Below are 23,602 nucleotides of genomic sequence, written 5' to 3' on the forward strand. Positions count from 1 at the left end.
TACACCAATCGTTAAAGGTTCTGCTAAATTAGCGTTAGAGGGCGACGAAGGTCCTTTAGGTAAGCAAGCGATTTTAGCGTTAGCTGAAGCGTTAGACTCATACATCCCAACACCAGAGCGTGCAGTTGATGGTACATTCTTGATGCCAGTAGAGGACGTATTCTCTATTTCAGGTCGTGGTACAGTGGTAACAGGCCGTATTGAGCGTGGTATCATTAAAGTGGGTGAAGAGATTGAAATCGTAGGTATCCGCGAAACAGCAAAAACAACGTGTACAGGCGTTGAGATGTTCCGTAAGTTACTAGACGAAGGTCAAGCGGGTGACAACGTAGGTTTATTACTACGTGGTACTAAGCGTGAAGACGTAGAGCGTGGTCAAGTATTAGCGAAACCAGGTTCAATCAAGCCACACACAAACTTCTCAGCAGAGGTGTATATCCTTTCGAAAGAAGAGGGTGGTCGTCACACACCATTCTTCCAAGGTTACCGTCCACAGTTCTACTTCCGTACAACGGACGTAACAGGTACAATTACATTACCAGCGGACAAAGAGATGGTATTACCAGGCGATAACGTAGCGATGGAAGTTGAATTAATCGCTCCGATCGCGATGGAAGAAGGTCTACGTTTTGCGATTCGTGAAGGCGGTCGTACAGTAGGCGCTGGCGTTGTATCTAAAATCACTAAGTAATTTATACGCTTTAGTATAGTTGCTTAGACTAGCACGACCATCTTTCGGGATGGTCGTGTTTGTCACATAATAAAATCGTTCTTTTATTATTGTTCTTTAAATCTGTTCTTTAGGATTATTCAAATGAAAAACCAAAAAATTCGTATTCGTTTAAAAGCGTTTGATTACAAATTAATCGATCAATCAGCTGCTGAAATCGTTGATACAGCGAAACGTACAGGTGCAGTAGTTCATGGTCCAGTACCACTACCAACACGCATCAAACGTTACGACGTTTTACGTTCTCCACACGTAAATAAAACATCACGTGACCAATTCGAAATCCGTACACACCAACGTCTAATGGACATCGTTGATCCAACAGACAAAACAGTTGACGCATTAATGCGTTTAGACTTACCAGCTGGTGTTGACGTAGAAATCGCTTTACAATAATCCTAATTATTGAAGCAATGAGCCGCACAAATTGTGCGGCTTTTTTGTTTTTAGACGAAGGGATGCTCAGAATAAGAGTATCCTGCATTGATAAGAAGAATATATTTGCTTTAATTATAAAATAACTATATGGAAAATCCTTATAGTTAAATGTTATTGTATCAGTTACAATTGGAAATATAAAACTATATACACATGCAATAACTTTAAGTTTGAATGATTGAGAGGATTGATATGTCACAACAAACATCTAAAATGCGGAATCTAGCCGCTGCTATTATCGGGAATGCCTTGGAATGGTATGACTTTTTAGTCTTTGCCTTTATGACCCCGATTATTTCTAAAGTCTTCTTTCCTATTCCTGAAGGTGAAGCCAATAGTTTAAATGAAATTCTTTATATGACGGCTATTTTTGGTGTGGGATTCTTTATGCGTCCTGTGGGTGGCGTACTCATTGGTCTTTATGCCGATAAAAAAGGACGTAAAGCAGCGATGGTATTAGTGACAACGCTGATGGCGATTTCCTTAGCATTGATTACGGTGACACCGTCTTATGCGACGATTGGGGTATTAGCTCCCTTGGTTGTGTTGGTAGCACGTTTGATTCAGGGTTTTTCTGCTGGTGGTGAATTTGGTACAGCGACCGCGTTATTAATTGAAATGGCTCCACCTAATCGTCGAGGATTTTACGGCTCATGGCAAATGACCGGTCAAATGATGGGCTTACTCATTGGTGCTGGAGCAGGTACCTTAACGACGGCATTGTTTACACAAGAAGAAATTCAAGCATGGGCATGGCGCATTCCTTTTCTGTTTGGTTTATTGATTATCCCAGTAGCCGTCTATATCCGTAACCGTTTAGAGGAAACAGATACGTTCAAAGAAGCTCAAGCAGAAAATGCGCAGAAAGGCATGCAACAACGTGTGACAATGACTGAGGCATTAATGCAATCGTGGCGTGAGATTCTTATCGGTATTGGTTTAGTCGCCGCAGCGACGGTAACGGTATATATCACCTTTACTTACTTGGTTACCTTTTCAACGCGTATTTTAGGTCTACCTTTACAAGAAACCTTCCAAGTGCAATTATTAGGCGCTTTATGGGTGGTGATTCTGACGCCATTATTTGGTTTATTATCAGACAAGATAAGTAAAGCCTTAATGTTAAAAGTCTCATTAGGCTTATTTTTGGTGTCGATGTACCCTGTATATTCATGGTTGGTAGCGGCTCCTTCTATTGAGCGATTAATGATTCTTCAATTAATTGTGGGTGTCTTTACGGCGTGCTTCTTCTCAGTGTTTAGTACCGTCATGGCGGTATTGTTCCCAACCAAAGTGCGTTCTCTAGGGATGTCAATTTCTTATAATGTAGCGGTATTGGTATTAGGCGGATTTGCGCAATTCTTTGTGACTTGGTTGATTCAACAAACCCAATCACCTTTAGCGCCTACTTATTATGTAATGGGTGGTTTGGCTATTGGTTTAATCGCGGCTATTATTCTTGGTAAGCGAGCGGATGCTGAGATTCCTCATTGAGTAGGGGCATAGCACCTTTCTAGACGAAGTCCTGATGACTGGAACTGACTATTAAACTTCCTCCATAAGTTGGATGTTTATGATGGGTAGTTCAGACCATCAGGGCTTTTTTATGAGTAAAACTAATATATAACTTAAAAGAAAATAATAAATAATTGTTTATTTCTTTTTGTTATATGCAAATAGTTGAATATATTACTAGAGGTGATAATATACACCCAACTCATTCAATAAAGTTATACGTTGTGAGAGCCATGAAGAAGAGTAAAAACTCTCACACACATAGCATATCAGTAGGGTTTTATCTTGATTCAGATTAAAAATATTCATAAGTACTTTAAGACGAAAGAAAAAGTCTTACATGCTTTACAAGGCATTGATTTAAATATCGAGGCAGGTAAGGTCTTTGGTATTATCGGTCGTTCAGGTGCGGGTAAATCAACGCTTATCCGCATGATTAATTTATTAGAGCGCCCAGATCAAGGAGAGGTTATTGTTGATGGGACAGATATTACCAAACTGTCCGTTGATGAATTGCGCAAATTACGTCATCAAATTGGGATGGTGTTCCAGCACTTTAACCTATTGAACTCAAGAACGGTTTTAGATAATGTTATTTATCCTTTACGCATCGCCGGTGTGGATAAAGAGAGTCGTAAAGCGCGTGCTTTAGAGTTATTAAAGCTAGTCGGTCTAGAGGATCATGTGCATAAATATCCTCGCCAGTTGTCAGGTGGTCAGAAACAACGAGTTGGTATTGCACGTGCTTTGGCAACTGAGCCTAAAATTTTATTATGTGATGAAGCAACGAGTGCATTAGATCCTGAAACTACACAATCTGTGTTAGCGTTGCTCAATGAGATTAATCAAAAGCTTGGCATTACGATTGTTTTAATTACGCATAGTATGGATGTGATTCGTAATGTGTGTGATGAGGTGGCTGTCATCGATGGAGGTAAGATTGTTGAGCTAGGTGAGGTGGTTAATGTATTTTTACACCCACAACATAGCACGACAAAAGCCTTACTGAGCGAGAGTGGTGTGGATGCAGATGCTTGGAAGCTATTTTCTGACAATGTTCATGGTGATGTTATTCGTTTAACTTATCATGGCGTTGCCGCTGCAGAGCCTCTATTAAGTCATATCAGTCGTGAACTTGAACTTAACCTCAGTATTCTTCAAGGTTCGGTCGGTAAGATTAAGGATACACCATTTGGTCAGTTGGTGATTGTGGTGAACTACCCTGAGCATACCCCAGCAGAACAAGCTAAGGCTAAAATGAAAGCCTTTTTTGAAGAGAAGAATGTAGACTTTGAGGTATTACAAGCATGAATTGGTCAAACATTAATTGGAGCATCGTTGGTGAAGCGACCATTGATACCTTGTTAATGACAGGGTGGTCGTTATTATTTACTGTGATTATTGGTTTACCATTGGGCGTTTATTTATTTCTGACGAGTGAACGACAATTGTTGGAAAATAAGCCGGTTTACCAAACATTGTCATTTATCGTCAATGTGTTGCGGTCAGTACCGTTCCTGATTTTATTAATTGTGCTTATCCCATTCACACGCTGGATTATGGGCAGTGCTTTAGGTGTACCGGGATCGATTCCTCCGCTTGTGGTAGGTGCAGCGCCTTTCTTTGCTCGTCTTGTAGAGAACGTATTGCGTGAACTGGATCCAGGTATCAGCGAGGCGAGTAAGGCGATGGGGGCAACACCTCGTCAGACAGTATTGTGGGCGTTATTGCCAGAATCACTTACAGGTATCATTAGTGCTGTTGTGGTGACAGCTATTGCATTAGTCAGTTATTCGGCCATGTCAGGTGTTATTGGCGGCGGTGGCTTAGGTGATATTGCCATTCGCTTTGGTTATCAACGTTATCAAACAGACATGATGGTAGTGACCGTCATTATTCTGATTGTGTTAGTGCAACTCATTCAGATGATAGGTGACTTCCTTGTAAAAAAACTCATGCGTAAATAAATCTATATTTAAAGTATTTTTAATTCAACATTATTTAAGGAGTAATTCTATGAAATTATCACAATTATTTGGTGCAGTAGCACTAGCTGGTTTCTTAGCAACTGGCGCACAAGCAGCGACAAAATTAAGCGTAGCTGCAACACCAATTCCTCATGCTGAAATTCTTGAGCAGGTTAAACCTGTTTTAGCTAAAGACGGTATTGAGTTAGACATTAAAGTATTTACTGACTATGTACAACCTAACCAACAAGTATTCGATAAAGCCATCGATGCAAACTTCTTCCAACACCGTCCTTACTTAGAAACGTTTAACAAAGAGCGTAAAACTAACTTAGTAGGTGTGGGCTTAGTGCATGTAGAACCTTTCGGTGCTTACTCTAAAAAGTTGAAAAAAGGTGATGCTATCCCTGAGGGTGCTGTAGTGGCAATTCCTAATGACCCATCAAATGGTGCTCGTGCATTATTATTAATCCAAAAACAAGGTTTAATTAAGCTAAAAGACCCAAGCAACTTATTAGCAACAGCAGCTGATGTGGTTGAGAATCCTAAAAAATTAAAATTTAAAGAGTTAGAAGCGGCAACGTTACCGCGCGTATTAGACGATGTAACATTCGCGTTAATCAATGCTAACTATGCTTTAGAAGCGGGTCTAAAACCAACTCAAGAAGCGTTATTTATTGAGGATGCAGAGTCTCCATACGCTAACTTAGTCGCAACAACACCAGAAAAAGCGGAATCCGCAGAAGTGAAAGCGTTAGTAAAAGCCTTACAAACGCCAGAAGTGAAGAAATTCATTGAAGACAAATACGCTGGTGCTGTAGTACCTGCATTTGAATAAGTTGAGGTTACATGGGTGAGCTAGTATAAGTAGCCCATGCCTTTCAAAACACAATAGATTGACCGCTGAGGAGAATAACTTCTCAGCGGTTTTTGTATGAAACTTTCTCTGTAAAGTGATGAAGTTCTCTTTGCTTCAGAGTAAAAGCCAAGAAGATTTATGCTTATGTTGATTAAAAGGATTGACTTGTCATCGTCAAATAGTGAAAAGCTTGCTTTATAATTTGTTTTTTATAAAAGGATAAACAATGAATATCGAACGTTTAGATCATTTTGTATTAACAGTAGCTGATATTCAACGAACCGTTCAGTTTTATACAAGCATTTTAGGTATGCAAGCAAAAACGTTCGGTGAGGGTAGAGTTGCCTTGCATTACGGACAGCAAAAGATTAATTTACATCTAAAAGGTCATGAGATTGAGCCTAAGGCACAGCACGCTATTTGCGGAAGCGCTGACCTTTGTTTTATCACTAGTACGCCTATTGAAAGTGTATTGCGTGAGTTGCAGGAAAAGCAAGTGGATATCATTGATGGGATTGTTCCGAGAACAGGTGCTTTGGGTCCTATCCAGTCAATTTATTTTCGTGATCCAGATGGGAACCTTATTGAAGTGAGTGCGTATAGTAAATGAAACTCTCCATCCAAGACTATATCAACCAGACCCCTTTTTCAGGCTATCAAAAACTGATTTTTATCATGACTTTTTTAGTGGCTTTTTTTGATGGCTATGATACGGCTGTCATAGGCTATATTGCCCCTAGTCTTGTGCAAGAGTGGGGGATATCGCGACCAGATTTGGCGCCGGTATTAAGTGCCGCTTTATTTGGTTTGGCTTGCGGTGCGATTAGTAGTGGTCCAATTGCTGACCGTTTTGGACGAAAGTATTTATTGATTGCCTCAGTGGCACTTTTCTCCATAGGTAGCTTGATTTCTGCTCAGGTAGATAGTTTGGTTGCTTTAGAACGTTGGCGTTTTATCACGGGGATTGGCTTAGGGGCAGCGATGCCTAATGCGGTAACTTTACTATCAGAGTATTGTCCTCAACATCAACGTGCGCGTATTGTGAATACGATGTTTTGTGGTTTTCCACTAGGTGCGGCATTAGGTGGTTTTATCGCGAGTTATCTGATTCCTGCTTTTGGATGGCGTTCTACCTTGGTTTTTGGTGGTGTATTTCCTCTGGTATTAAGTGTTTTGATGCTTTTTATGATTCCCGAATCCGTGCGCTTTTTATCATCCAAGCCGAATATGCAGTCACGTATACAAGCGATTTTGAGGAAATTTAAAGGGCATGATTTGGATGTTGTGGACTTCAGTTTACAAGAGCAAGGAAACGTTCTAGGGCAAGGAGTAAGACTTGTCTTGTCTCGACAATATATTATTGGTTCAGTGCTTTTGTGGATTTGTTATTTTATGGGCTTAATCATCTTTTATGGTGTGATTAATTGGATGCCCGTATTGTTAGAGCAGGTGATGAGTGCTGCAGTGGCTAAACAAATCGTGGGTTTATTTGCGTTAGGTGGACTGGGAGCGATTGCAAGTGGTTATCTCATGGATCGCTACAATGTGAATTATTTAAATGCTTTTCTTGCACTATTAACCATGATGAGTATTGCAATGATGGGGTGGAGTTTGCAATGGGGTATTGTGGTTTTAATTGTGGTGGTGCTGTTTGCCGGGATTGTGATGAATACTTTACAGGCTTCGTTGCCGACGGTGGCAGCTTTATTCTATCCTACGCAAGGACGGACTACCGGGGTGTCGTGGATGATGGGGATTGGTCGCTTTGGTGGTGTCGCAGGTTCTTATTTAGTGGCAGAATTAGTGCGACGTGAGTTTAGTATTGAACAGGTGTTTTTGAGTTTAGCGGTTCCAGCGGCGATTATGGCTATATGCTTGTTATTGAAGCAATATTTGTATCAACGATAGAAGGGAAGAGAATGAGCTTAGATAGCTTTTTGCAGGCAAATTACCTAACCTTATTAGCGGTGCTATTGCTGTTGGTAATCTTACTCTTTTTTTGGCGACAATTAAGTGTCGCAAGGGCTAGAACACAAATTGCTGTTTTAGAGCGTGCGTTACAGGATACTGAGAATGATTTATTGAGTGCACAACAAACCTTGCATCAGTTGCAACAAGAGCAACAAGCACAAAAAAATATTCAACAGATTTTGCAGCCATTTAAAGAACAGTTACATCAGTTTCATCGACGTGTTAATGATATTCATACACAGTCAATGATGGGACAAGCTGCTCTACAACAGCAAGTACAGCAAATGATGCAAGCCAATATCAAGATGGGTGAAGATGCTCAACAACTGGCACAGGCACTAAAAGGGAATAAGAAGGTCTTAGGCAATTGGGGAGAGTTGCAGTTAGAAACTGCCTTGGAGCATGCAGGTTTGCAGAAAGAGGTGAATTACTTTACACAGCCGCATTTTAAAAATCAGCAAGGTGAACGCTTAATTCCTGATGTAGTGGTTGCGTTGCCAGAAGGTAGACAGCTGATTATCGACAGTAAGGTTTCTTTAGCAGCCTATCAACAAGCAGTTGCTGAAGCTAATTCGCAGAGAGTTGAGCGTTACTTGAAGCAATTAGTAAAAGATGTTCGTGCACATGTTGATGATTTGGCACGCAAAGATTATGCCGGATTGCCTGATATCCAGTCTGTCGGGTTTGTGATGATGTTTATGCCGATTGAAGCGGCTTATGTTGAGGCGTTACGTCAAGACGAGGAGCTTTTTCAATATGCTTATGCAAAAGGTGTTGTCTTGGTATCGCAGACTAGTTTGTTGCCGACTTTGCGTACAGTAGCAAATGTGTGGATGCTCTCTAACAGTCATCGAGAATTACAAGAGATTGGAGATAGGGCCGTGGATACTTATAATCAGTTGGTAACGGTGGCAGAGCATTTATCTAGATTAGGTACGGCACTTAATAATGCCAATAAGGTTTATAACCAAGCGATGACAAGCTTTGCAGGACAACAAGGTCTCGTATCTAAGTTAGATAAGTTTCAGCGGCTCTCAGCTAAGAGTGTCAAAGTAATGCCCGAGCTGGGAGGTATTGATATTGTCGCCGAAACCGATAAACTGCAGTCATTATCAAAAGATTGAGTTAAAAGAGGTCAGAGAGAGATCACTTTCTTATCACCAGCACCTGATAAATTGCTCAAAAAATGCCCAACTTTTTTTGAGGACTTCGATAAAGTATTGAAAAAAAGGGATTTTTACAACAATTTTCGATACTCTCTATTGTGGAAAACTAGGAAAAGTGTTAAATTAGTAGGCTAACCATTAAGGTTAGATAAGTAATATTGTGCTTTTTTCTTATGATTGTCTTTTTAAATCATAGGCTTAGGTGCTTTAATTAATTAATATTTAGAGTCTCACCAATCGTAGTGAGATATTGGAGAAAATGATGTCGAATACGACACCTACACCTGCCGCTCATCGGTTAGGACTAGTGGGTCGCAAAGTTGGCATGATGCGTATTTTTACTGAGGAAGGCGAGTCTATCCCAGTAACAGTATTAGACGTATCAAACAACCGCGTTACTCAAGTTAAGTCTGTTGAAACTGATGGCTATGCAGCAGTTCAAGTTGCTTACGGTACTCGCCGTGCAACTCGTGTGACTAAAGCTCAAGCTGGTCACTATGCTAAAGCTGGCGTTGAAGCTGGTTCAATCCTTAAAGAGTTCCGTTTAGATCCTGCTAAAGCAGCTGAATTCACAGCGGGTGCTGTTGTGCCTGTTGAAAGCGTGTTTGAAGCAGGTCAAAAAGTAGACGTTCAAGGTACAACAATCGGTAAAGGTTTTGCAGGTACTATCAAGCGTCACAACTTCGGTTCTCAACGTGCTTCACACGGTAACTCTCGTTCGCACCGTGTTCCTGGCTCTATCGGTCAAGCACAAGACCCTGGTCGTATTTTCCCTGGTAAGCGCATGTCAGGTCACATGGGTGACGTGACTCGTACTGTTCAAAATCTTGATATCGTTCGTGTAGACGCTGAGCGTGGTTTATTATTGGTTAAGGGCGCTGTTCCTGGCCATAAAAACTCTGACATCGTTGTTCTACCGGCAATCAAAATGTCTGCTAAAGGAGCCAAATAATGGATCTTAAGCTCCTAAATGAACAAGGTCAATCTAGCGCAACTGTTAGCGCTCCAGATACAATTTTCGGTCGCGAGTTCAATGAAGCATTAATCCACCAAGTCGTAGTAGCTTACCAAGCTAATGCACGTAGTGGTAACCGTGCTCAAAAAGATCGTGCGGACGTTAAACACACGACTAAAAAACCATGGCGCCAAAAAGGTACAGGCCGTGCGCGTGCTGGTATGTCTTCTTCACCATTATGGCGTGGAGGTGGTCGTACGTTCCCTAACTCTCCAGACGAGAACTTTAGCCAAAAAGTGAACAAGAAAATGTACCGTGCAGGTATCCGTTCAATCTTGTCACAATTAGCTCGTGAAGACCGTATCGCAGTTGTGGATTCATTCACATTCGATACCCCTAAAACAAAATTGGCTGCAACAAAATTAAAAGCAATGGGTTTAGACTCAGTATTAGTGATTACTGATTCAGTAGACGAGAACACTTACTTAGCGACTCGTAACCTACCACACGTTGCTGTTGTTGAGCCTCGTTACGCTGATCCGCTATCTTTAGTACACTACAAAAAAGTGTTAATTACTAAAGCAGCTATCGCTCAATTTGAGGAGATCTTAGGATGAAAGCAGAACGTTTATTGCAAGTAATTCTGGCTCCAGTCATCACAGAAAAAGCAACATTTATTGCTGAATCTGGCGCGAAACCACAAATCGCTTTACGTGTGGCTTCTGATGCAACTAAACCAGAAATTAAAGCAGCTGTTGAAATGCTTTTTAAAGTAGAAGTTGAGTCTGTCTCTGTTCTGAACCGTAAAGGTAAAGTTAAACGTACTGGCCGTTATGTTGGTCGTCGTCGTAATAACCGTATCGCTTACGTTTCGCTCAAAAAAGGTCAAGAGCTTGACTTTTCGGAGGTGAACTAAGATGGCATTAGTTAAAATGAAACCAACGTCAGCTGGTCGCCGTGGCATGATCAAGGTAGTTACACCTGGTCTACACAAAGGTGCTCCATTTGCTGCGTTATTAGAGTCTAAAAAACGTAGTTCTGGCCGTAACAATAACGGTCATATTACTGTACGTCATCGTGGTGGTGGTCATAAATCTCACTACCGTATTGTTGACTTCCGTCGCAATAAAGATGGTATCCCTGCTAAAGTTGAGCGTATTGAATACGATCCAAACCGTACAGCACACATTGCATTAGTTTGCTATGCTGATGGTGAGCGTCGTTATATCATTGCTCCTCGTAACTTAGAAGTAGGTGCGGTTGTTGAGTCTGGTAAAGAAGTGCCTATCCGTGTAGGTAATACAATGCCAATTCGCAACATTCCAGTAGGTTCTACTATTCACTGCATCGAATTACAACCAGGTAAAGGTGCTCAGCTAGTTCGTTCAGCAGGTGCTTCTGCTGTATTAATGGCTCGTGAAGGTATCTACGCTCAAGTACGTTTACGTTCAGGTGAAGTTCGTTTAGTTCACATTGATTGCCGTGCAACGATCGGTGAAGTGAGCAACGGTGAACATAGCTTACGTCAAATCGGTAAAGCCGGTGCAGTACGTTGGCGCGGTATCCGCCCGACAGTACGTGGTGTAGCAATGAACCCGGTTGATCACCCACATGGTGGTGGTGAAGGCCGTACTGGTGAAGCTCGTGAACCTGTTAGCCCATGGGGTACTCCAGCTAAAGGTTACAAAACTCGCCGTAACAAACGTACAGACAATATGATTGTCTCACGTCGTAAGCGTAAATAAGGGACGGTAATATATTATGTCACGTTCAATTAAAAAAGGTCCTTTCGTAGATGCTCACCTTATCAAAAAGGTAGAAGCTGCTATCGAAGGTAAAGATAAAAAGCCGATCAAAACTTGGTCGCGTCGTTCAACCATCCTTCCTGATTTTATCGGATTGACAATCGCTGTACATAACGGTCGTCAACACGTTCCGGTTTATGTTAACGAAAATATGGTTGGTCATAAGCTTGGCGAATTCGCGCATACTCGTACATACAAGGGTCATGCTGCGGACAAAAAGTCTAAGAGGTAAGCGATGGAAACAACAGCTGTAGTTCGTGGTGTTCATATTTCAGCGCAAAAAACACGTCTTGTTGCGGATTTAATCCGTGGTAAGTCTGTGGCTCAAGCGTTAAATATCTTAACATTCACACAGAAAAAAGCCGCTGGCATCATTAAAAAAGCTTTAGAGTCTGCAATTGCAAACGCTGAGCACAACAATGGTGCTGATATTGATGAGTTAAAAGTAACAACAATCTATGTTGACAAAGCTCAGTCAATGAAGCGATTCTCCGCTCGTGCTAAAGGCCGCGGTAACCGTATTGAGAAGCAAACTTGCCACATCGTGGTTAAAGTTGGTGCTTAAGGAGTCATAATGGGTCAAAAAGTTCACCCTACAGGGTTCCGTCTCGCTGTAACCCGTAACTGGAATTCTCGCTGGTTTGCTGAAGATACAGAGTTCAGCTCAATGTTAGCGGAAGACATTCGTGTACGCGAGTACTTGAAGCGCAAACTTAAAGCAGCTTCAGTTGGTCGTGTATTAATCGAGCGTCCAGCTAAGAATGCTCGTATTACTGTATTCTCATCTCGTCCTGGCGTTATCATTGGTAAAGGCGGTGACGATATCGATTCACTAAAAGCAGATTTGCAACGTTTAATGGGCGTTCCTGTTCATGTGAATATCGAAGAGATTCGTAAACCAGACGTTGATGCGCAATTAATCGCGGATTCTATTGCACAACAACTTGAAAAGCGTATTATGTTCCGTCGTGCTATGAAGCGTGCTATGCAAAATGCAATGCGTGCTGGTGCACAAGGTATCAAAGTAGCTGCATCTGGTCGTTTGAACGGTATCGAGATTGCTCGTACAGAATGGTATCGTGAAGGTCGTGTACCTCTACATACATTACGTGCAATTATTGATTACGCTACATCAGAAGCTCAAACTACTTACGGTATCATCGGTATCAAAGTATGGGTTTACAAAGGCGATTTATTACCAAATGGCGAAATGCCTGCTGAAGTAACAGCACCTCGTGAAGAAGAGCGTCGCGCTCGTCGTCCTCGTGGTGAGCGTACTGAGCAACGTCGTCCAGGTGGTCGTGGTCGTGGTCGCAAACCAGCTGCTGACGCAGCACCTGCGGCAGAAGGAGAATAAGCATGTTATCACCAGCGCGTAGAAAATACCGTAAAGAGCAGAAAGGCCGTAATACTGGTCTAGCTACTCGTGGTACTGACGTAAACTTTGGCGATTTCGGTCTAAAAGCAACTGGTCGTGGTCGTTTGACAGCTCGTCAAATCGAATCTGCACGTCGTGCAATGACTCGCCATATTAAACGTGGTGGCCGTATTTGGATTCGTATCTTCCCAGACAAACCAATTTCGCAAAAACCTGCTGAGGTTCGTATGGGTAACGGTAAAGGTAATCCAGAGTACTGGGTCGCTGAAATTCAACCAGGCAAAGTTCTGTACGAAATGGACGGTGTGAGCGAAGAGCTAGCACGTGAGGCATTCCGTCTGGCAGCTGCCAAGTTACCTATTTCGACGACATTCGTTGTTCGTCGTCTAGGTTCTTAAGGGGATCTTTATGAAAGCTAGTGAACTACGTTCAAAAGACGCAACCGAGCTAAATAAAGAGCTCGAGGACTTGTTGAAAGCACAATTCAACTTACGTATGCAGCGTGCTACTCAACAACTTTCTAACACAAGCCAGTTAGGCAAAGTACGTCGCGATATCGCTCGTGTACGCACTGTATTGACCGAAAAGGCAGGAAAGTAATATGAGCCAAACTCAAACTGAAAAACGCCAACGTACTTTAATCGGTAAAGTGGTAAGCAACAAGATGGATAAAACAGTGGTTGTTCAAGTTGAGAACCGTGTTAAACATCCAATCTATGGCAAAATCATCATCCGTACTAACAAGTACAAAGCGCACGATGAAAACAATCAATACAACGAAGGCGACACAGTAGAAATCGCTGAAGGTCGTCCAATTTCACGCTCAAAATCGTGGAGTGTTGTACGTTTGATTGAAGCTGTTCGCGTAATCTAATTTACGCCTAATAGCGAAAAGAAAAGAGCCGCCAGAAATGGTGGCTCTTTTTTATTTCGGCGTATCGCCGGAGAGTGATGGGTTGGTGTAGTCGGAGGCGATACGCCAAAACCCTTTAGGGGTTATGCGGGCTGTTACGCCAAAACCCTTTAGGGGTTATGCGGGCTGTTACGCCAAAACCCTTTAGGGGTTGTGCGGGCTGTTACGCCAAAACCCTTTAGGGGTTGCTGGAGGGTAATTTGACAACTTACGACAATATACTTTAAACTTATATTAATTTTCATTAATTGCAGTAAATTTCAAAAAATCAGTATAACACTGTTTACAGTGGATGACTGTTGTCTTTTTCAGTTTACGCTGACCTCTTTCAGTATTGCTGTGTAAGTACAGCAATGTATTTCACTAAGCAGTGTTTCAATAAGTAAATTTGCTTATCCTATTCGGTCGATTATGACTGAACAAGAAATACATCACTTAAAGAGGTATCTTATGACAATTCTCACTGCTTATATCAATGGTCGTTACGTTGAGCAAGATAGTCAAGCAGAACGATTCAAGAATATTAATCCTGCGACTGGTGAGGTACTTTCAGAAGTTCAACAATCATCAGAACAAGAAGTTAATCTTGCTATTCAATCAGCTAAAAAAGCCCAACGCATATGGGCGGCGATGACGGCGGTTGAACGTAGCCGTATTTTATTAAAAGCCGTTGCTTTATTACGTGAACGTAATGATGAGTTAGCACGTATCGAAACCTTAGATACAGGTAAAGCCCTTTCTGAAACCCTTTATGTAGACATCGTTACTGGTGCAGATGTGATTGAGTATTATGCAGGTTTGGCAACGATGTTGGAGGGACGTCAAATTCCTTTGCGAGAAACGAGTTTTGTGTATACCCGTCAAGAGCCACTTGGTATCGTTGCAGGTATTGGTGCTTGGAACTATCCTATTCAGATTGCAATGTGGAAAGCTGCCCCTGCATTAGCGGCAGGTAATGCCATGATTTTCAAACCGAGTGAAGTGACGCCAACAGGTGCCTTAAAGCTCGCCGAAATCTTTACAGAAGCTGGTGTTCCTGATGGTCTATTCAATGTCGTACAGGGTGACTGGCGTGTAGGCGCAGCCCTAAGTCAACATCCTGATATTGCTAAGGTATCTTTTACCGGTGGCGTGAGTACAGGTAAAACAGTCATGTCACAAGCGGCATCGTCGAGTCTTAAAGAGGTGACGATGGAGTTGGGTGGCAAGTCTCCTCTGATCATTATGGAGGATGCAGATTTAGATTTAGCTGCGGATATTGCCATGATGGCAAACTTTTACAGCTCGGGTCAGGTATGTACAAATGGTACGCGTGTTTTTGTACCTCTTACTAAGAAAGAGGCGTTTGAGCAAAAGGTCGTAGAACGCGTCCAACGTATCCGCATGGGTAATCCCCTTGATGAAAATACGAATTTTGGTCCTTTAGTGAGCTTTCCTCATATGGAAAAGGTCTTGGCATATATTGAGAAAGGTAAGCAAGAAGGGGCTACTTTATTGATTGGTGGGGGACGAGCAGGTGGTGACTTAGCCAAAGGGGCTTTTATCGAGCCGACTGTTTTTACAGATTGCTTAGACGAGATGACCATTTGCCGAGAAGAAATCTTTGGCCCTGTGATGAGTATTCTGACCTATAGTACAGAAGAAGAAGTGATTGTCCGAGCAAATAATACAACGTATGGTTTAGCCGCAGGTGTTGTCACACCTAATATTCAAACAGCCCATCGTGTTATTGGGCAAATTCAAGCAGGTATTTGTTGGATTAATGCATGGGGAGAGTCGCCAGCACAGATGCCTGTGGGAGGCTATAAGCAGTCAGGTATTGGGCGCGAAAATGGTGTGCAAACGCTTATGCATTATACGCAGACCAAATCAGTGCAAGTGGAATTAGCGAGATACTCCTCTGTATTTTAATCAAGACATATAAGGGTCTATCACTAAAAATCAGATGGACAGACGAGGTGTATTCGCAGACAAAGAATAGGAGAAAAAATGCAATTAAAACCCGCTTATGATTATGTCATTATTGGTGCAGGGAGTGCAGGTAATGTATTAGCTGCACGCTTAACAGAAGACGAAAATGTCTCAGTATTGTTGTTAGAGGCAGGTCTACCTGATTATCGCTTGGATTTTAGAACGCAAATGCCAGCCGCTTTAGCGATGCCTTTACAGGGAACGACCTATAACTGGGGGTATAAAACAGATCCAGAGCCTTATATGAATAATAGGGTGATGGATTGTGGACGAGGCAAGGGTCTTGGAGGCTCATCCTTAATTAATGGGATGTGTTATATCCGAGGCAATGCGTTAGATTTTGACCATTGGGCTAAAAAACCGGGTTTAGAAAATTGGACTTATTTAGATTGTTTACCTTATTTTAAAAAAGCAGAACAACGTGATGCTGGAGAAAATGACTATCATGGTGGCAATGGTCCTATCCATGTGACGACAGCCAAAGCCGATGTTAATCCCTTGTTTGAGGCGATGATTCAAGCAGGTGTGGATGCGGGTTATCCACGTACAGAAGACTTAAATGGTTATCAACAAGAGGGCTTTGGTCCGATGGATCGTTTTGTAACCCCTAATGGTCGTCGGGCATCAACAGCGCGTGGCTATTTAGATATGGCAAAATATCGCGACCGTTTGACGATTGTGACGGGTGCGTTGACTGATACGATTTTATTTGATGGTAAGCGTGCTCGAGGTGTTAAGTTCCTGCATAAAGGCGAAGCTTATAGCATTGATGCCAACAAAGAGGTTTTGCTATGTGCAGGAGCCATTGCTTCGCCACAAATTCTTCAGCGCAGTGGTGTGGGGCCAGGTCAATGGTTGCAAGAAGCCGGAGTGAATGTCATTCTTGATTTGCCGGGTGTGGGCAATAATTTACAAGACCATCTAGAGTTGTACATGCAGTATGAGTGTACGCAACCGGTATCCATTGCACCAGCGACACATTGGTGGAATAAGCCTAAGATTGGTGCAGAATGGTTATTTAATGGTACGGGGCTTGGTGCAACCAATCACTTTGAAGCCGGAGGGTTTATCCGTACGCATGAGAAATTTGCTTGGCCAAATATTCAATATCACTTTTTACCGATAGCGGTGCGTTATGACGGACGTAATGCAAGTAAGTCGCATAGTTTCCAAGCTCATGTGGGGTCGATGCGTTCTTTGAGTCGTGGTCGTATTAAATTAAAGTCACGTAATCCAGCAGAGCATCCGAGCATCTTATTTAACTATATGAGCCATGCGCAGGATTGGGAAGAATTCCGAGCTGCGATTCGTATTACACGAGAGATTATGAATCAGCCTGCACTTGATCCGTATCGAGGCAAAGTCATTACACCCGCAGAGCATTTACAAAGCGATGCTGAGTTAGATGAATACGTGCGTAATCATGCGGAGACCGCTTATCATCCTTCATGCACATGTGCGATGGGTGAAGGAAATGATGCGGTGACTGATGCACAAGGACGCGTGCATGGTATCGAAGGATTACGTATTGTGGATGCATCGATTATGCCCGATATTATTACCGGCAATCTGAATGCCACGACGATTATGATGGCAGAAAAAATTGCAGATGTTATGAGAGGACGTGTGTTACCTAAATCGACAGCCTCCTATTATGTCGCTAATGGTAGTCCAGTGAGAGGGACACCTCTAAGAAGTGTTTAAACATAAACACAAAGAATAAGGAGAAGACTATGCAAATGAGTGTATCTAAGGGAGATAGCACCTCCACGGTGAATAAAACTGTTTTTATTACTGCCTCAGTAGGAACTATCGCTTTAATTTTAGGGACCATTTTATTTCCCGTGACGAGTGAAGCGATTTTAGGTAATGCTTTACGCTGGGTATCCGATTATTTTGGCTGGTATTACATGCTAGCAGTGGCGGCTTATGGAATCTTTGCTTTGTTTATTGGTGTATCACGTTATGGTGATATTAAGTTAGGGCAAGATCATGATAAGCCAGATTTCCCCTTTTTAGCATGGGCAGCTATGCTTTTCTCAGCAGGTATTGGGATCGATTTGTTGTTCTTTGGTGTATCTGAGCCCTTAACACATTACCTTGCTCCACCAATGGGAGAGGGAGGAACCTTAGAGGCAGCAAGAGCCGCTTTGCCTCAAGCTTTTTTACATTGGGGGCTCCATGGATGGGGGATTTACGCCTTAATCGGTATGGCCTTAGCGTATTTTGCGTATCGTAAGAATATGCCTTTAGCCTTACGTAGTGCTTTAGTGCCTTTATTTGGTGAGAAACGCGTCAATGGGGCATTGGGTTATACCGTTGATACATTTGGTGTGGTGTGTACCTTATTGGGTATTGCCACGAGTTTAGGTATTGGCGTATTACAAGCCAATGCGGGTCTCAGCCATATGTTTGGTATAGAAGACAGTAAGACAGTTCAGGCGCTGATTATTATCAGTGTAGTGGCTGCCGCTGCTTTGTCGGCTATGTCAGGTGTGGAAAAAGGGGTGCGTCGTCTATCTGAAATTAATATGCTGGGCGCTACCGTTTTATTAATCGCTTTGCTGGTGATGGGGCCAACGGTTTACTTACTGAATACCTTTACTGAAAATATCGGTGACTATTTCCAAACACTTATCAGTAAAACATTCCAAGTGTATGCGTATGAGGGTGAAAAAGGCGCTGAGTGGAAGTCTTGGTGGACCATTTTCTTCTGGGCATGGTGGGTAGCTTGGGCACCATTTGTTGGGTTGTTTATTGCACGTATTTCGCGCGGTCGTACCTTACGTGAGTTTGTGTTTGGTGTGATGTTTATTCCGTTAGGCTTTATTTTTGCTTGGTTCTCTATCTTTGGTAATAGCGGTATTGAGTTGGTTGCTAATGGGGCTGCAGATCTAGGTAAAGTAGCGCTAGAAGAGCCGGCAATGGGGATGTTTGCCTTATTTGAACATTACCCTTATGCTAAATTATGGTCAATGATGGGAGTCATTATCGGTCTAATTTTCTTTGTAACATCAGCAGACTCTGGTGCATTGGTTTTAGCTAATTTAAGTTCTAAAAATCTATCAGCAGAAGTGGATGCCCCAATTTGGTTGCGATTGTTTTGGGCAGCAGCAACAGGATTGGTCACCTTAGGTTTATTATTCGCGGGTGGTTTTTCATCTTTGCAATCGGTCTCTGTCGTGGCTGGTTTGCCATTCTCTTTTGTCTTAATTGCCTATATGATTTCAATGTGGGTGAGCTTACGTCAAGAGGGCAATAAACGAAAAGCAGTTCATGTAGATAAGGCACTTGTGTTGGATAGTGGTAATAACTGGCGCAATCGTTTACATCGCTTGGTATCATTCCCAGGTAAGAAAGAAGCCTATCGCTTTATGGCGAATTATGTGAATCCAGCCTTAGAGGATGTGGCTTCTGAGTTGGAGAAGAAAGGGCTGACGATTAAGCTACTCAAAGAAGAAGATCGTTTGGAACTTGAAGTATTACATGGTGAAGAAGTGGATTTCTTCTATCAAGTACGTTTAGTCAAAGCGATTAAGCCGGTATTTGCACTGGGGCAATCGGCAAATATTTCTGCTATTCATGATGAGGATATGTATTATCGAGCAGAGGTTTTCTTAGCTGAGGGTAGCCAAGACTATGATATTCTTGGTTGTACTAAGGAGCAAATTATTATTGATGTACTTAATCAATATGAGCGCCATATGCAGTTCTTGCACTTTGAACGCTAATCGTTAGTCTATAACACTAGAGCCAACAAGATTGTTGGCTCTAGTACTGAATAACGTACTGTAAAAATTTGCTGGACTGAGTTTTCTGTGGTGAGGCGTCAGTCGATAGAGTTTTGGATGGGACATTTCTTCAACCTGAATTGTTTGCAACTCTTTAAAGGCATGTAGTAGGGGTTTTTATGCTCTTGCTTGATTGTGTTAATCTGATTAAGATATGAGTATTTTTCAGAAGAATATTCTTTAGATTTTCATCATAGGAGACGGAGTGATGTCGCGAGCCCCATTTAATTGGCAAGACCCTTTTTTATTAACGGATCAACTTACCGAAGAAGAACGTATGGTATCGGATACCGCAGAGGCTTTTTGTCAAGAAGTGCTTATGCCAGGTATTCGTGAGGCTAATCGACATGAACATTTTGACCGTGAGCTGATGGTTAAAATGGGTGAGCTAGGCTTATTAGGATGTACGATTGAAGGTTATGAATGTGCAGGGATGTCTTCGGTTGCTTATGGTTTAATTGCGCGTGCGGTTGAACGCGTAGATTCGGGATATCGTTCTGCCATGAGTGTTCAATCTAGCCTCGTGATGCATCCTATTTATGCTTATGGTACAGAAGCCCAAAAACAAAAATATCTCCCTAAATTAGCTAAAGGTGAATGGGTGGGATGTTTTGGTTTAACAGAGCCAAATGCTGGGTCTGATCCGGGAAGTATGCAAACACGTGCTCGTAAAGTGGAGGGAGGGTACTCATTAACAGGCAATAAAATGTGGATTACTAATAGTCCAATTGCTGACGTCCTCGTCGTATGGGCAAAGGATGATGAGGGTGAAATCCGAGGCTTTGTACTAGAACGAGGTATGAAAGGTTTAAGTACCCCTAAGATTGAAGGCAAATTTTCTTTACGTGCCTCTATTACAGGTGAAATAGTGATGGATGAAGTCTTTGTCCCAGAGGAGAATGCATTCCCTGAAATCCGAGGATTAAAAGGTCCTTTTGGTTGTCTGAATAAAGCACGTTACGGTATTGCATGGGGTGCTATGGGGGCTGCCGAGTTTTGTTGGCAGGCTGCTCGTCAATACACCTTAGACCGTATTCAATTTAATCGCCCATTAGCTGCTACTCAAATTGTTCAATTGAAACTCGCTAATATGCAAACAGAGATTGCTTTAGGACTTCAAGCGGCGCTACGTGTAGGTCGTCTGATGGATGAGGATCGTGCTGCACCAGAGATGATTTCATTGATTAAGCGCAATAACTGCGGCAAAGCATTAGATATTGCCCGTATTGCTCGTGATATGCATGGTGGTAATGGTATTTCTGACGAGTTCCATGTTATCCGTCATGTGATGAATCTAGAAGCCGTCAATACTTACGAAGGAACGCATGATGTACATGCACTGATTTTAGGACGTGCTCAGACAGGCTTACAAGCGTTTGCGTAGAGTATTAGTTCTACGTAGTTTATAAAGCAAGGCGAGAGATAGTGTTAATCTCTCGCCTTTTTGCTGGTGTGGTGAGGGAGGAGAATTTACCCCATGGTGTTGAGTATGTTATTCAATACGCTCAATAATTAAAGCAATACCTTGCCCTACACCAATACACATGCTACAAAGTGCATATTTACCTTTGGTACGCTCTAGTTGATGCAATGCCGTAGTGACTAAGCGTGCGCCTGAGGCACCTAGAGGATGACCAAGAGCAATAGCTCCACCATTTGGATTCACATGTGATGCATTATCAGGTAAGCCTAAGTCACGTAGCACAGCTAGTGCTTGTGCCGCAAATGCCTCATTTAATTCGATGACATCCATCTGTTCGATAGTCAGGCCAGTTTGTTTGAGGAGTTTTCTTACGGCAGGTACAGGGCCATAGCCCATAATACGAGGAGCAAGACCTGCGGTTGCCATCCCAATAATACGTGCACGAGGTTTTAATTGATAGGTCTTAACTGCCTCATCAGAGGCTAATAAGAGCGCACAAGCACCGTCATTGACACCCGAGGCATTACCAGCGGTAATGGTACCGTCAGGTTTTGTAATGGGTTTTAATTTTGCAAGACCTTCTAAAGTAGTTTCTGGGCGAAGATGCTCGTCATCTTTGATGATGATAGGATCTCCTTTGCGTTGAGGGATAGAAACTGGCACGATTTCTTCAGCAAAAATACCAGCCTGTTGAGCACGGGCAGCACGTTGTTGGCTTTCTAGTGCAAATTTATCTTGGTCTTCGCGATTAATGTTATAGTCCGTAGCAACATTTTCCGCTGTCTCGGGCATAGAATCAACACCGTATAAGGACTTCATTCGTGGGTTGATGAGTCGCCAACCAATCGTCGTATCTTCAATTTTCTGCTCACGACTAAAAGCTGTATTGCCTTTGCCCATGACAAAAGGAGCTCGTGTCATGCTTTCAACGCCACCAGCAATGACTAGGTGTTGTTCACCTGTTTTGATGGCTCGAGCGGCTGTACCGATAGCATCTAAGCCTGAACCACATAAACGGTTAATCGTATTGCCACCGACCTCTACAGGGAAACCTGCTAATAATGCAGCCATACGAGCAACATTACGGTTATCTTCACCTGCTTGGTTAGCACAACCGAGAATAACATCATCAATTTGAGACCAGTCAATTTGAGAGTGTTTATTTTTAAGGTATTCAAGAGGGATAGCCGCCAAATCATCAGCTCTCACCGTTGATAAACCACCGCCATAACGACCGATAGGTGTACGAATAGCATCAATAATATACGCATTGTTTAACATAATAAGTCCTTTTGTTATTTGGTAGCATTAATTAAAGGGGCATCGGTGAGTTGTTGAAGTTCTTCAAAAGACAGTCCCGGCACCATCTCAATGACGACGAGCCCCTCGGGCTTGACATCAATAACGGCTAAATCTGTATAAATGCGATCTACGCAAGCAAGACCTGTTAATGGATATGAGCATGATTTCACAATCTTTGGCTCTTTGTTTTTGGTGACATGTTCCATCGCGACATACACCTTTTTCGCACCAACGGCTAAATCCATCGCTCCACCGACAGCAGGAATAGCGCCGGGTGCACCTGTATGCCAGTTAGCCAAGTCGCCACGTTCGGATACTTGGAACGCACCGAGAATACATAAGTCGAGATGACCGCCTCGCATCATAGCAAAAGAGTCTCCATGGTGGAAAAAAGCCCCACCCTTTAGTAGCGTAATATATTCTTTACTTGCATTGATTAAGTCCATGTCACGCTCTTTTTCATGCGGTGCGCCACCCATTCCCAGCATCCCATTTTCACTATGAAGAATGATTTCTTTATCGGCAGGAAGATAGTTAGACACGCGAGTAGGTAAACCAATACCGAGATTAACGTACATGCCTTCTTCAATATCTTGTGCAACGCGCTTAGCAACTTCGTCACGGGTAAGTGGTTTAAAAGTCATAATGAGGTACTCCTGTTTCGACAACGTGCTGGACAAAAATGCCCGGTGTGACGATATGTTCTGGGTTTAAATCACCAAGAGCAACAACTTCTTGGACTTGAGCAATCGTGCATTTTGCGGCGGCTGCCATGATAGGACCAAAGTTACGTCCTGCTTTGCGGTAAGTCAGATTACCCCAGCGATCGCCTTGGTAGGCGCGGACAAGGGCAAAATCAGCTTTGATAGGATATTCGAGTACATAATGCTTGCCATCAATTTCTCGAGTTTCTTTGCCCTCAGCGAGTAGTGTGCCATAACCTGTTGGTGTAAAAACGGCGCCTAATCCCATCGCCGCTGCTTCAATGCGGCATACTAAGGTTCCTTGGGGAACGAGTTCAAGCTCAATTTTATTAGCACGATAGAGTTCATCAAATACATAGGAATCGGCTTGACGAGGATAAGAGCAGATGATTTTACGTACTTGACCCGCTTTTAATAGTGCTGCTAAGCCATACTCTGCATTGCCTGCATTATTGCTGACAATGGTTAAATCTTTGGCACCATGTTGGACAAGTGCATCAATCAGCTCAAAAGGCTTACCTGCAACACCGAAACCACTCGTCATGACAGTAGCACCGTCATGAATTTGGCTGATGACAGCACGTATATCTTCACTGGTTTTATCTATCATTATTATCTCCTTACACCATTTAAGGATGGTTTTCTTAAATAGTTTTTTTGTTATGATTTAACATTAAAATACATTATGTTTGATATTTTTTTAGATGTCTAATA

26 protein-coding genes are annotated in these 23,602 nt (G+C 42.5%); 23 read left to right on the forward strand and 3 right to left on the reverse strand.

Going from position 1 to position 23,602, the window contains the following annotated elements; translation table 11 throughout:
- The 23 genes from HKX39_RS00005 to HKX39_RS00115 all read left to right on the forward strand — a co-directional run.
- A partial coding sequence (locus tag HKX39_RS00005) for an EF-Tu C-terminal domain-related protein (RefSeq protein ID WP_246225934.1) occupies window positions 1–691 on the forward strand: 691 nt, incomplete at its 5' end.
- Window positions 692–814: 123 nt separating this feature from the next.
- Window positions 815–1,126: a 30S ribosomal protein S10 gene (gene rpsJ, locus HKX39_RS00010; protein ID WP_171679271.1), complete on the forward strand. Its 312-nt coding sequence runs from the start codon at window positions 815–817 to the stop codon at window positions 1,124–1,126.
- A gap of 234 nt (window positions 1,127–1,360) precedes the next feature.
- Complete coding sequence (locus tag HKX39_RS00015; RefSeq protein WP_171679272.1) at window positions 1,361–2,662, forward strand: MFS transporter; 1,302 nt, start codon at window positions 1,361–1,363, stop codon at window positions 2,660–2,662.
- Window positions 2,663–2,968: 306 nt separating this feature from the next.
- The gene (locus tag HKX39_RS00020) at window positions 2,969–3,994 is read left to right on the forward strand and encodes a methionine ABC transporter ATP-binding protein (protein ID WP_171679273.1); all 1,026 of its coding nucleotides are present in this window, start codon (window positions 2,969–2,971) and stop codon (window positions 3,992–3,994) included.
- The gene (locus HKX39_RS00025) at window positions 3,991–4,650 is read left to right on the forward strand and encodes a methionine ABC transporter permease (protein ID WP_171679274.1); all 660 of its coding nucleotides are present in this window, start codon (window positions 3,991–3,993) and stop codon (window positions 4,648–4,650) included. The genes HKX39_RS00020 and HKX39_RS00025 overlap by 4 nt, the downstream gene beginning before the upstream one ends.
- A gap of 49 nt (window positions 4,651–4,699) precedes the next feature.
- Entirely contained in the window at window positions 4,700–5,488 is a 789-nt protein-coding gene (locus tag HKX39_RS00030) for a MetQ/NlpA family ABC transporter substrate-binding protein (RefSeq protein WP_171679275.1), read from the forward strand.
- 247 nt (window positions 5,489–5,735) lie between these two features.
- On the forward strand, window positions 5,736–6,119 hold the full coding sequence (locus tag HKX39_RS00035; protein WP_171679276.1) for a VOC family protein: 384 nt from the start codon (window positions 5,736–5,738) through the stop codon (window positions 6,117–6,119).
- Window positions 6,116–7,417, forward strand: coding sequence for an MFS transporter (locus HKX39_RS00040; protein WP_171679277.1), 1,302 nt, complete (start codon window positions 6,116–6,118; stop codon window positions 7,415–7,417). Before HKX39_RS00035 ends, HKX39_RS00040 begins: the two co-directional genes overlap by 4 nt.
- Before the next feature lie 11 nt (window positions 7,418–7,428).
- Window positions 7,429–8,604 carry a DNA recombination protein RmuC gene (locus tag HKX39_RS00045; RefSeq protein ID WP_171679278.1) on the forward strand — a complete coding sequence of 392 codons (1,176 nt, stop codon included), beginning with the start codon at window positions 7,429–7,431 and terminating at the stop codon, window positions 8,602–8,604.
- A gap of 304 nt (window positions 8,605–8,908) precedes the next feature.
- On the forward strand, window positions 8,909–9,598 hold the full coding sequence (rplC, locus tag HKX39_RS00050; protein WP_171679279.1) for a 50S ribosomal protein L3: 690 nt from the start codon (window positions 8,909–8,911) through the stop codon (window positions 9,596–9,598).
- On the forward strand, window positions 9,598–10,218 hold the full coding sequence (rplD, locus tag HKX39_RS00055) for a 50S ribosomal protein L4 (protein ID WP_171679280.1): 621 nt from the start codon (window positions 9,598–9,600) through the stop codon (window positions 10,216–10,218). The genes rplC and rplD overlap by 1 nt, the downstream gene beginning before the upstream one ends.
- Entirely contained in the window at window positions 10,215–10,517 is a 303-nt protein-coding gene (gene rplW, locus HKX39_RS00060) for a 50S ribosomal protein L23 (protein WP_171679281.1), read from the forward strand. The genes rplD and rplW overlap by 4 nt, the downstream gene beginning before the upstream one ends.
- A gap of 1 nt (window position 10,518) precedes the next feature.
- A complete protein-coding gene (gene rplB, locus HKX39_RS00065) occupies window positions 10,519–11,346 on the forward strand; it encodes a 50S ribosomal protein L2 (RefSeq protein WP_171679282.1) in 828 nt (275 codons plus the stop codon).
- A gap of 16 nt (window positions 11,347–11,362) precedes the next feature.
- Entirely contained in the window at window positions 11,363–11,638 is a 276-nt protein-coding gene (gene rpsS, locus HKX39_RS00070; RefSeq protein ID WP_171679283.1) for a 30S ribosomal protein S19, read from the forward strand.
- Between the two features lie 3 nt (window positions 11,639–11,641).
- Window positions 11,642–11,971, forward strand: a complete 330-nt coding sequence (gene rplV, locus HKX39_RS00075) for a 50S ribosomal protein L22 (protein WP_171679284.1) — start codon at window positions 11,642–11,644, stop codon at window positions 11,969–11,971.
- Between the two features lie 9 nt (window positions 11,972–11,980).
- Entirely contained in the window at window positions 11,981–12,763 is a 783-nt protein-coding gene (gene rpsC / locus HKX39_RS00080; RefSeq protein WP_171679285.1) for a 30S ribosomal protein S3, read from the forward strand.
- 2 nt (window positions 12,764–12,765) lie between these two features.
- Window positions 12,766–13,182 carry a 50S ribosomal protein L16 gene (gene rplP, locus HKX39_RS00085; protein ID WP_171679286.1) on the forward strand — a complete coding sequence of 139 codons (417 nt, stop codon included), beginning with the start codon at window positions 12,766–12,768 and terminating at the stop codon, window positions 13,180–13,182.
- Window positions 13,183–13,192: 10 nt separating this feature from the next.
- The gene (gene rpmC, locus HKX39_RS00090; RefSeq protein ID WP_159991439.1) at window positions 13,193–13,384 is read left to right on the forward strand and encodes a 50S ribosomal protein L29; all 192 of its coding nucleotides are present in this window, start codon (window positions 13,193–13,195) and stop codon (window positions 13,382–13,384) included.
- Between the two features lies 1 nt (window position 13,385).
- Window positions 13,386–13,658 (forward strand): 30S ribosomal protein S17, encoded by a 273-nt coding sequence (gene rpsQ, locus HKX39_RS00095; RefSeq protein ID WP_171679287.1) that lies wholly within the window; start codon window positions 13,386–13,388, stop codon window positions 13,656–13,658.
- A gap of 489 nt (window positions 13,659–14,147) precedes the next feature.
- Entirely contained in the window at window positions 14,148–15,608 is a 1,461-nt protein-coding gene (gene betB, locus HKX39_RS00100) for a betaine-aldehyde dehydrogenase (protein WP_216605005.1), read from the forward strand.
- Between the two features lie 78 nt (window positions 15,609–15,686).
- On the forward strand, window positions 15,687–17,372 hold the full coding sequence (gene betA / locus HKX39_RS00105; protein ID WP_171679289.1) for a choline dehydrogenase: 1,686 nt from the start codon (window positions 15,687–15,689) through the stop codon (window positions 17,370–17,372).
- A 29-nt stretch (window positions 17,373–17,401) separates the two neighbouring features.
- Window positions 17,402–19,399 (forward strand): choline BCCT transporter BetT, encoded by a 1,998-nt coding sequence (betT, locus tag HKX39_RS00110; RefSeq protein ID WP_171679290.1) that lies wholly within the window; start codon window positions 17,402–17,404, stop codon window positions 19,397–19,399.
- Window positions 19,400–19,667: 268 nt separating this feature from the next.
- The gene (locus tag HKX39_RS00115; protein ID WP_171679291.1) at window positions 19,668–20,843 is read left to right on the forward strand and encodes an acyl-CoA dehydrogenase; all 1,176 of its coding nucleotides are present in this window, start codon (window positions 19,668–19,670) and stop codon (window positions 20,841–20,843) included.
- 108 nt (window positions 20,844–20,951) lie between these two features.
- Here HKX39_RS00115 and pcaF read toward each other — a convergent pair whose 3' ends face one another.
- Genes pcaF through HKX39_RS00130 form a run of 3 tightly spaced genes read right to left on the reverse strand, consistent with a single transcriptional unit; the run spans window position 20,952 to window position 23,498 of the window.
- Window positions 20,952–22,163 (reverse strand): 3-oxoadipyl-CoA thiolase, encoded by a 1,212-nt coding sequence (gene pcaF, locus HKX39_RS00120; protein WP_171679292.1) that lies wholly within the window; start codon window positions 22,161–22,163, stop codon window positions 20,952–20,954.
- 14 nt (window positions 22,164–22,177) lie between these two features.
- Complete coding sequence (locus HKX39_RS00125; protein ID WP_171679293.1) at window positions 22,178–22,828, reverse strand: 3-oxoacid CoA-transferase subunit B; 651 nt, start codon at window positions 22,826–22,828, stop codon at window positions 22,178–22,180.
- Window positions 22,818–23,498 carry a 3-oxoacid CoA-transferase subunit A gene (locus tag HKX39_RS00130; RefSeq protein ID WP_171679294.1) on the reverse strand — a complete coding sequence of 227 codons (681 nt, stop codon included), beginning with the start codon at window positions 23,496–23,498 and terminating at the stop codon, window positions 22,818–22,820. The genes HKX39_RS00125 and HKX39_RS00130 overlap by 11 nt, the downstream gene beginning before the upstream one ends.
- Between the last annotated feature and the right edge of the window lie 104 nt (window positions 23,499–23,602).

This window comes from Pelistega suis (assembly GCF_013133795.1).
Lineage (GTDB): Bacteria > Pseudomonadota > Gammaproteobacteria > Burkholderiales > Burkholderiaceae_B > Taylorella > Taylorella suis.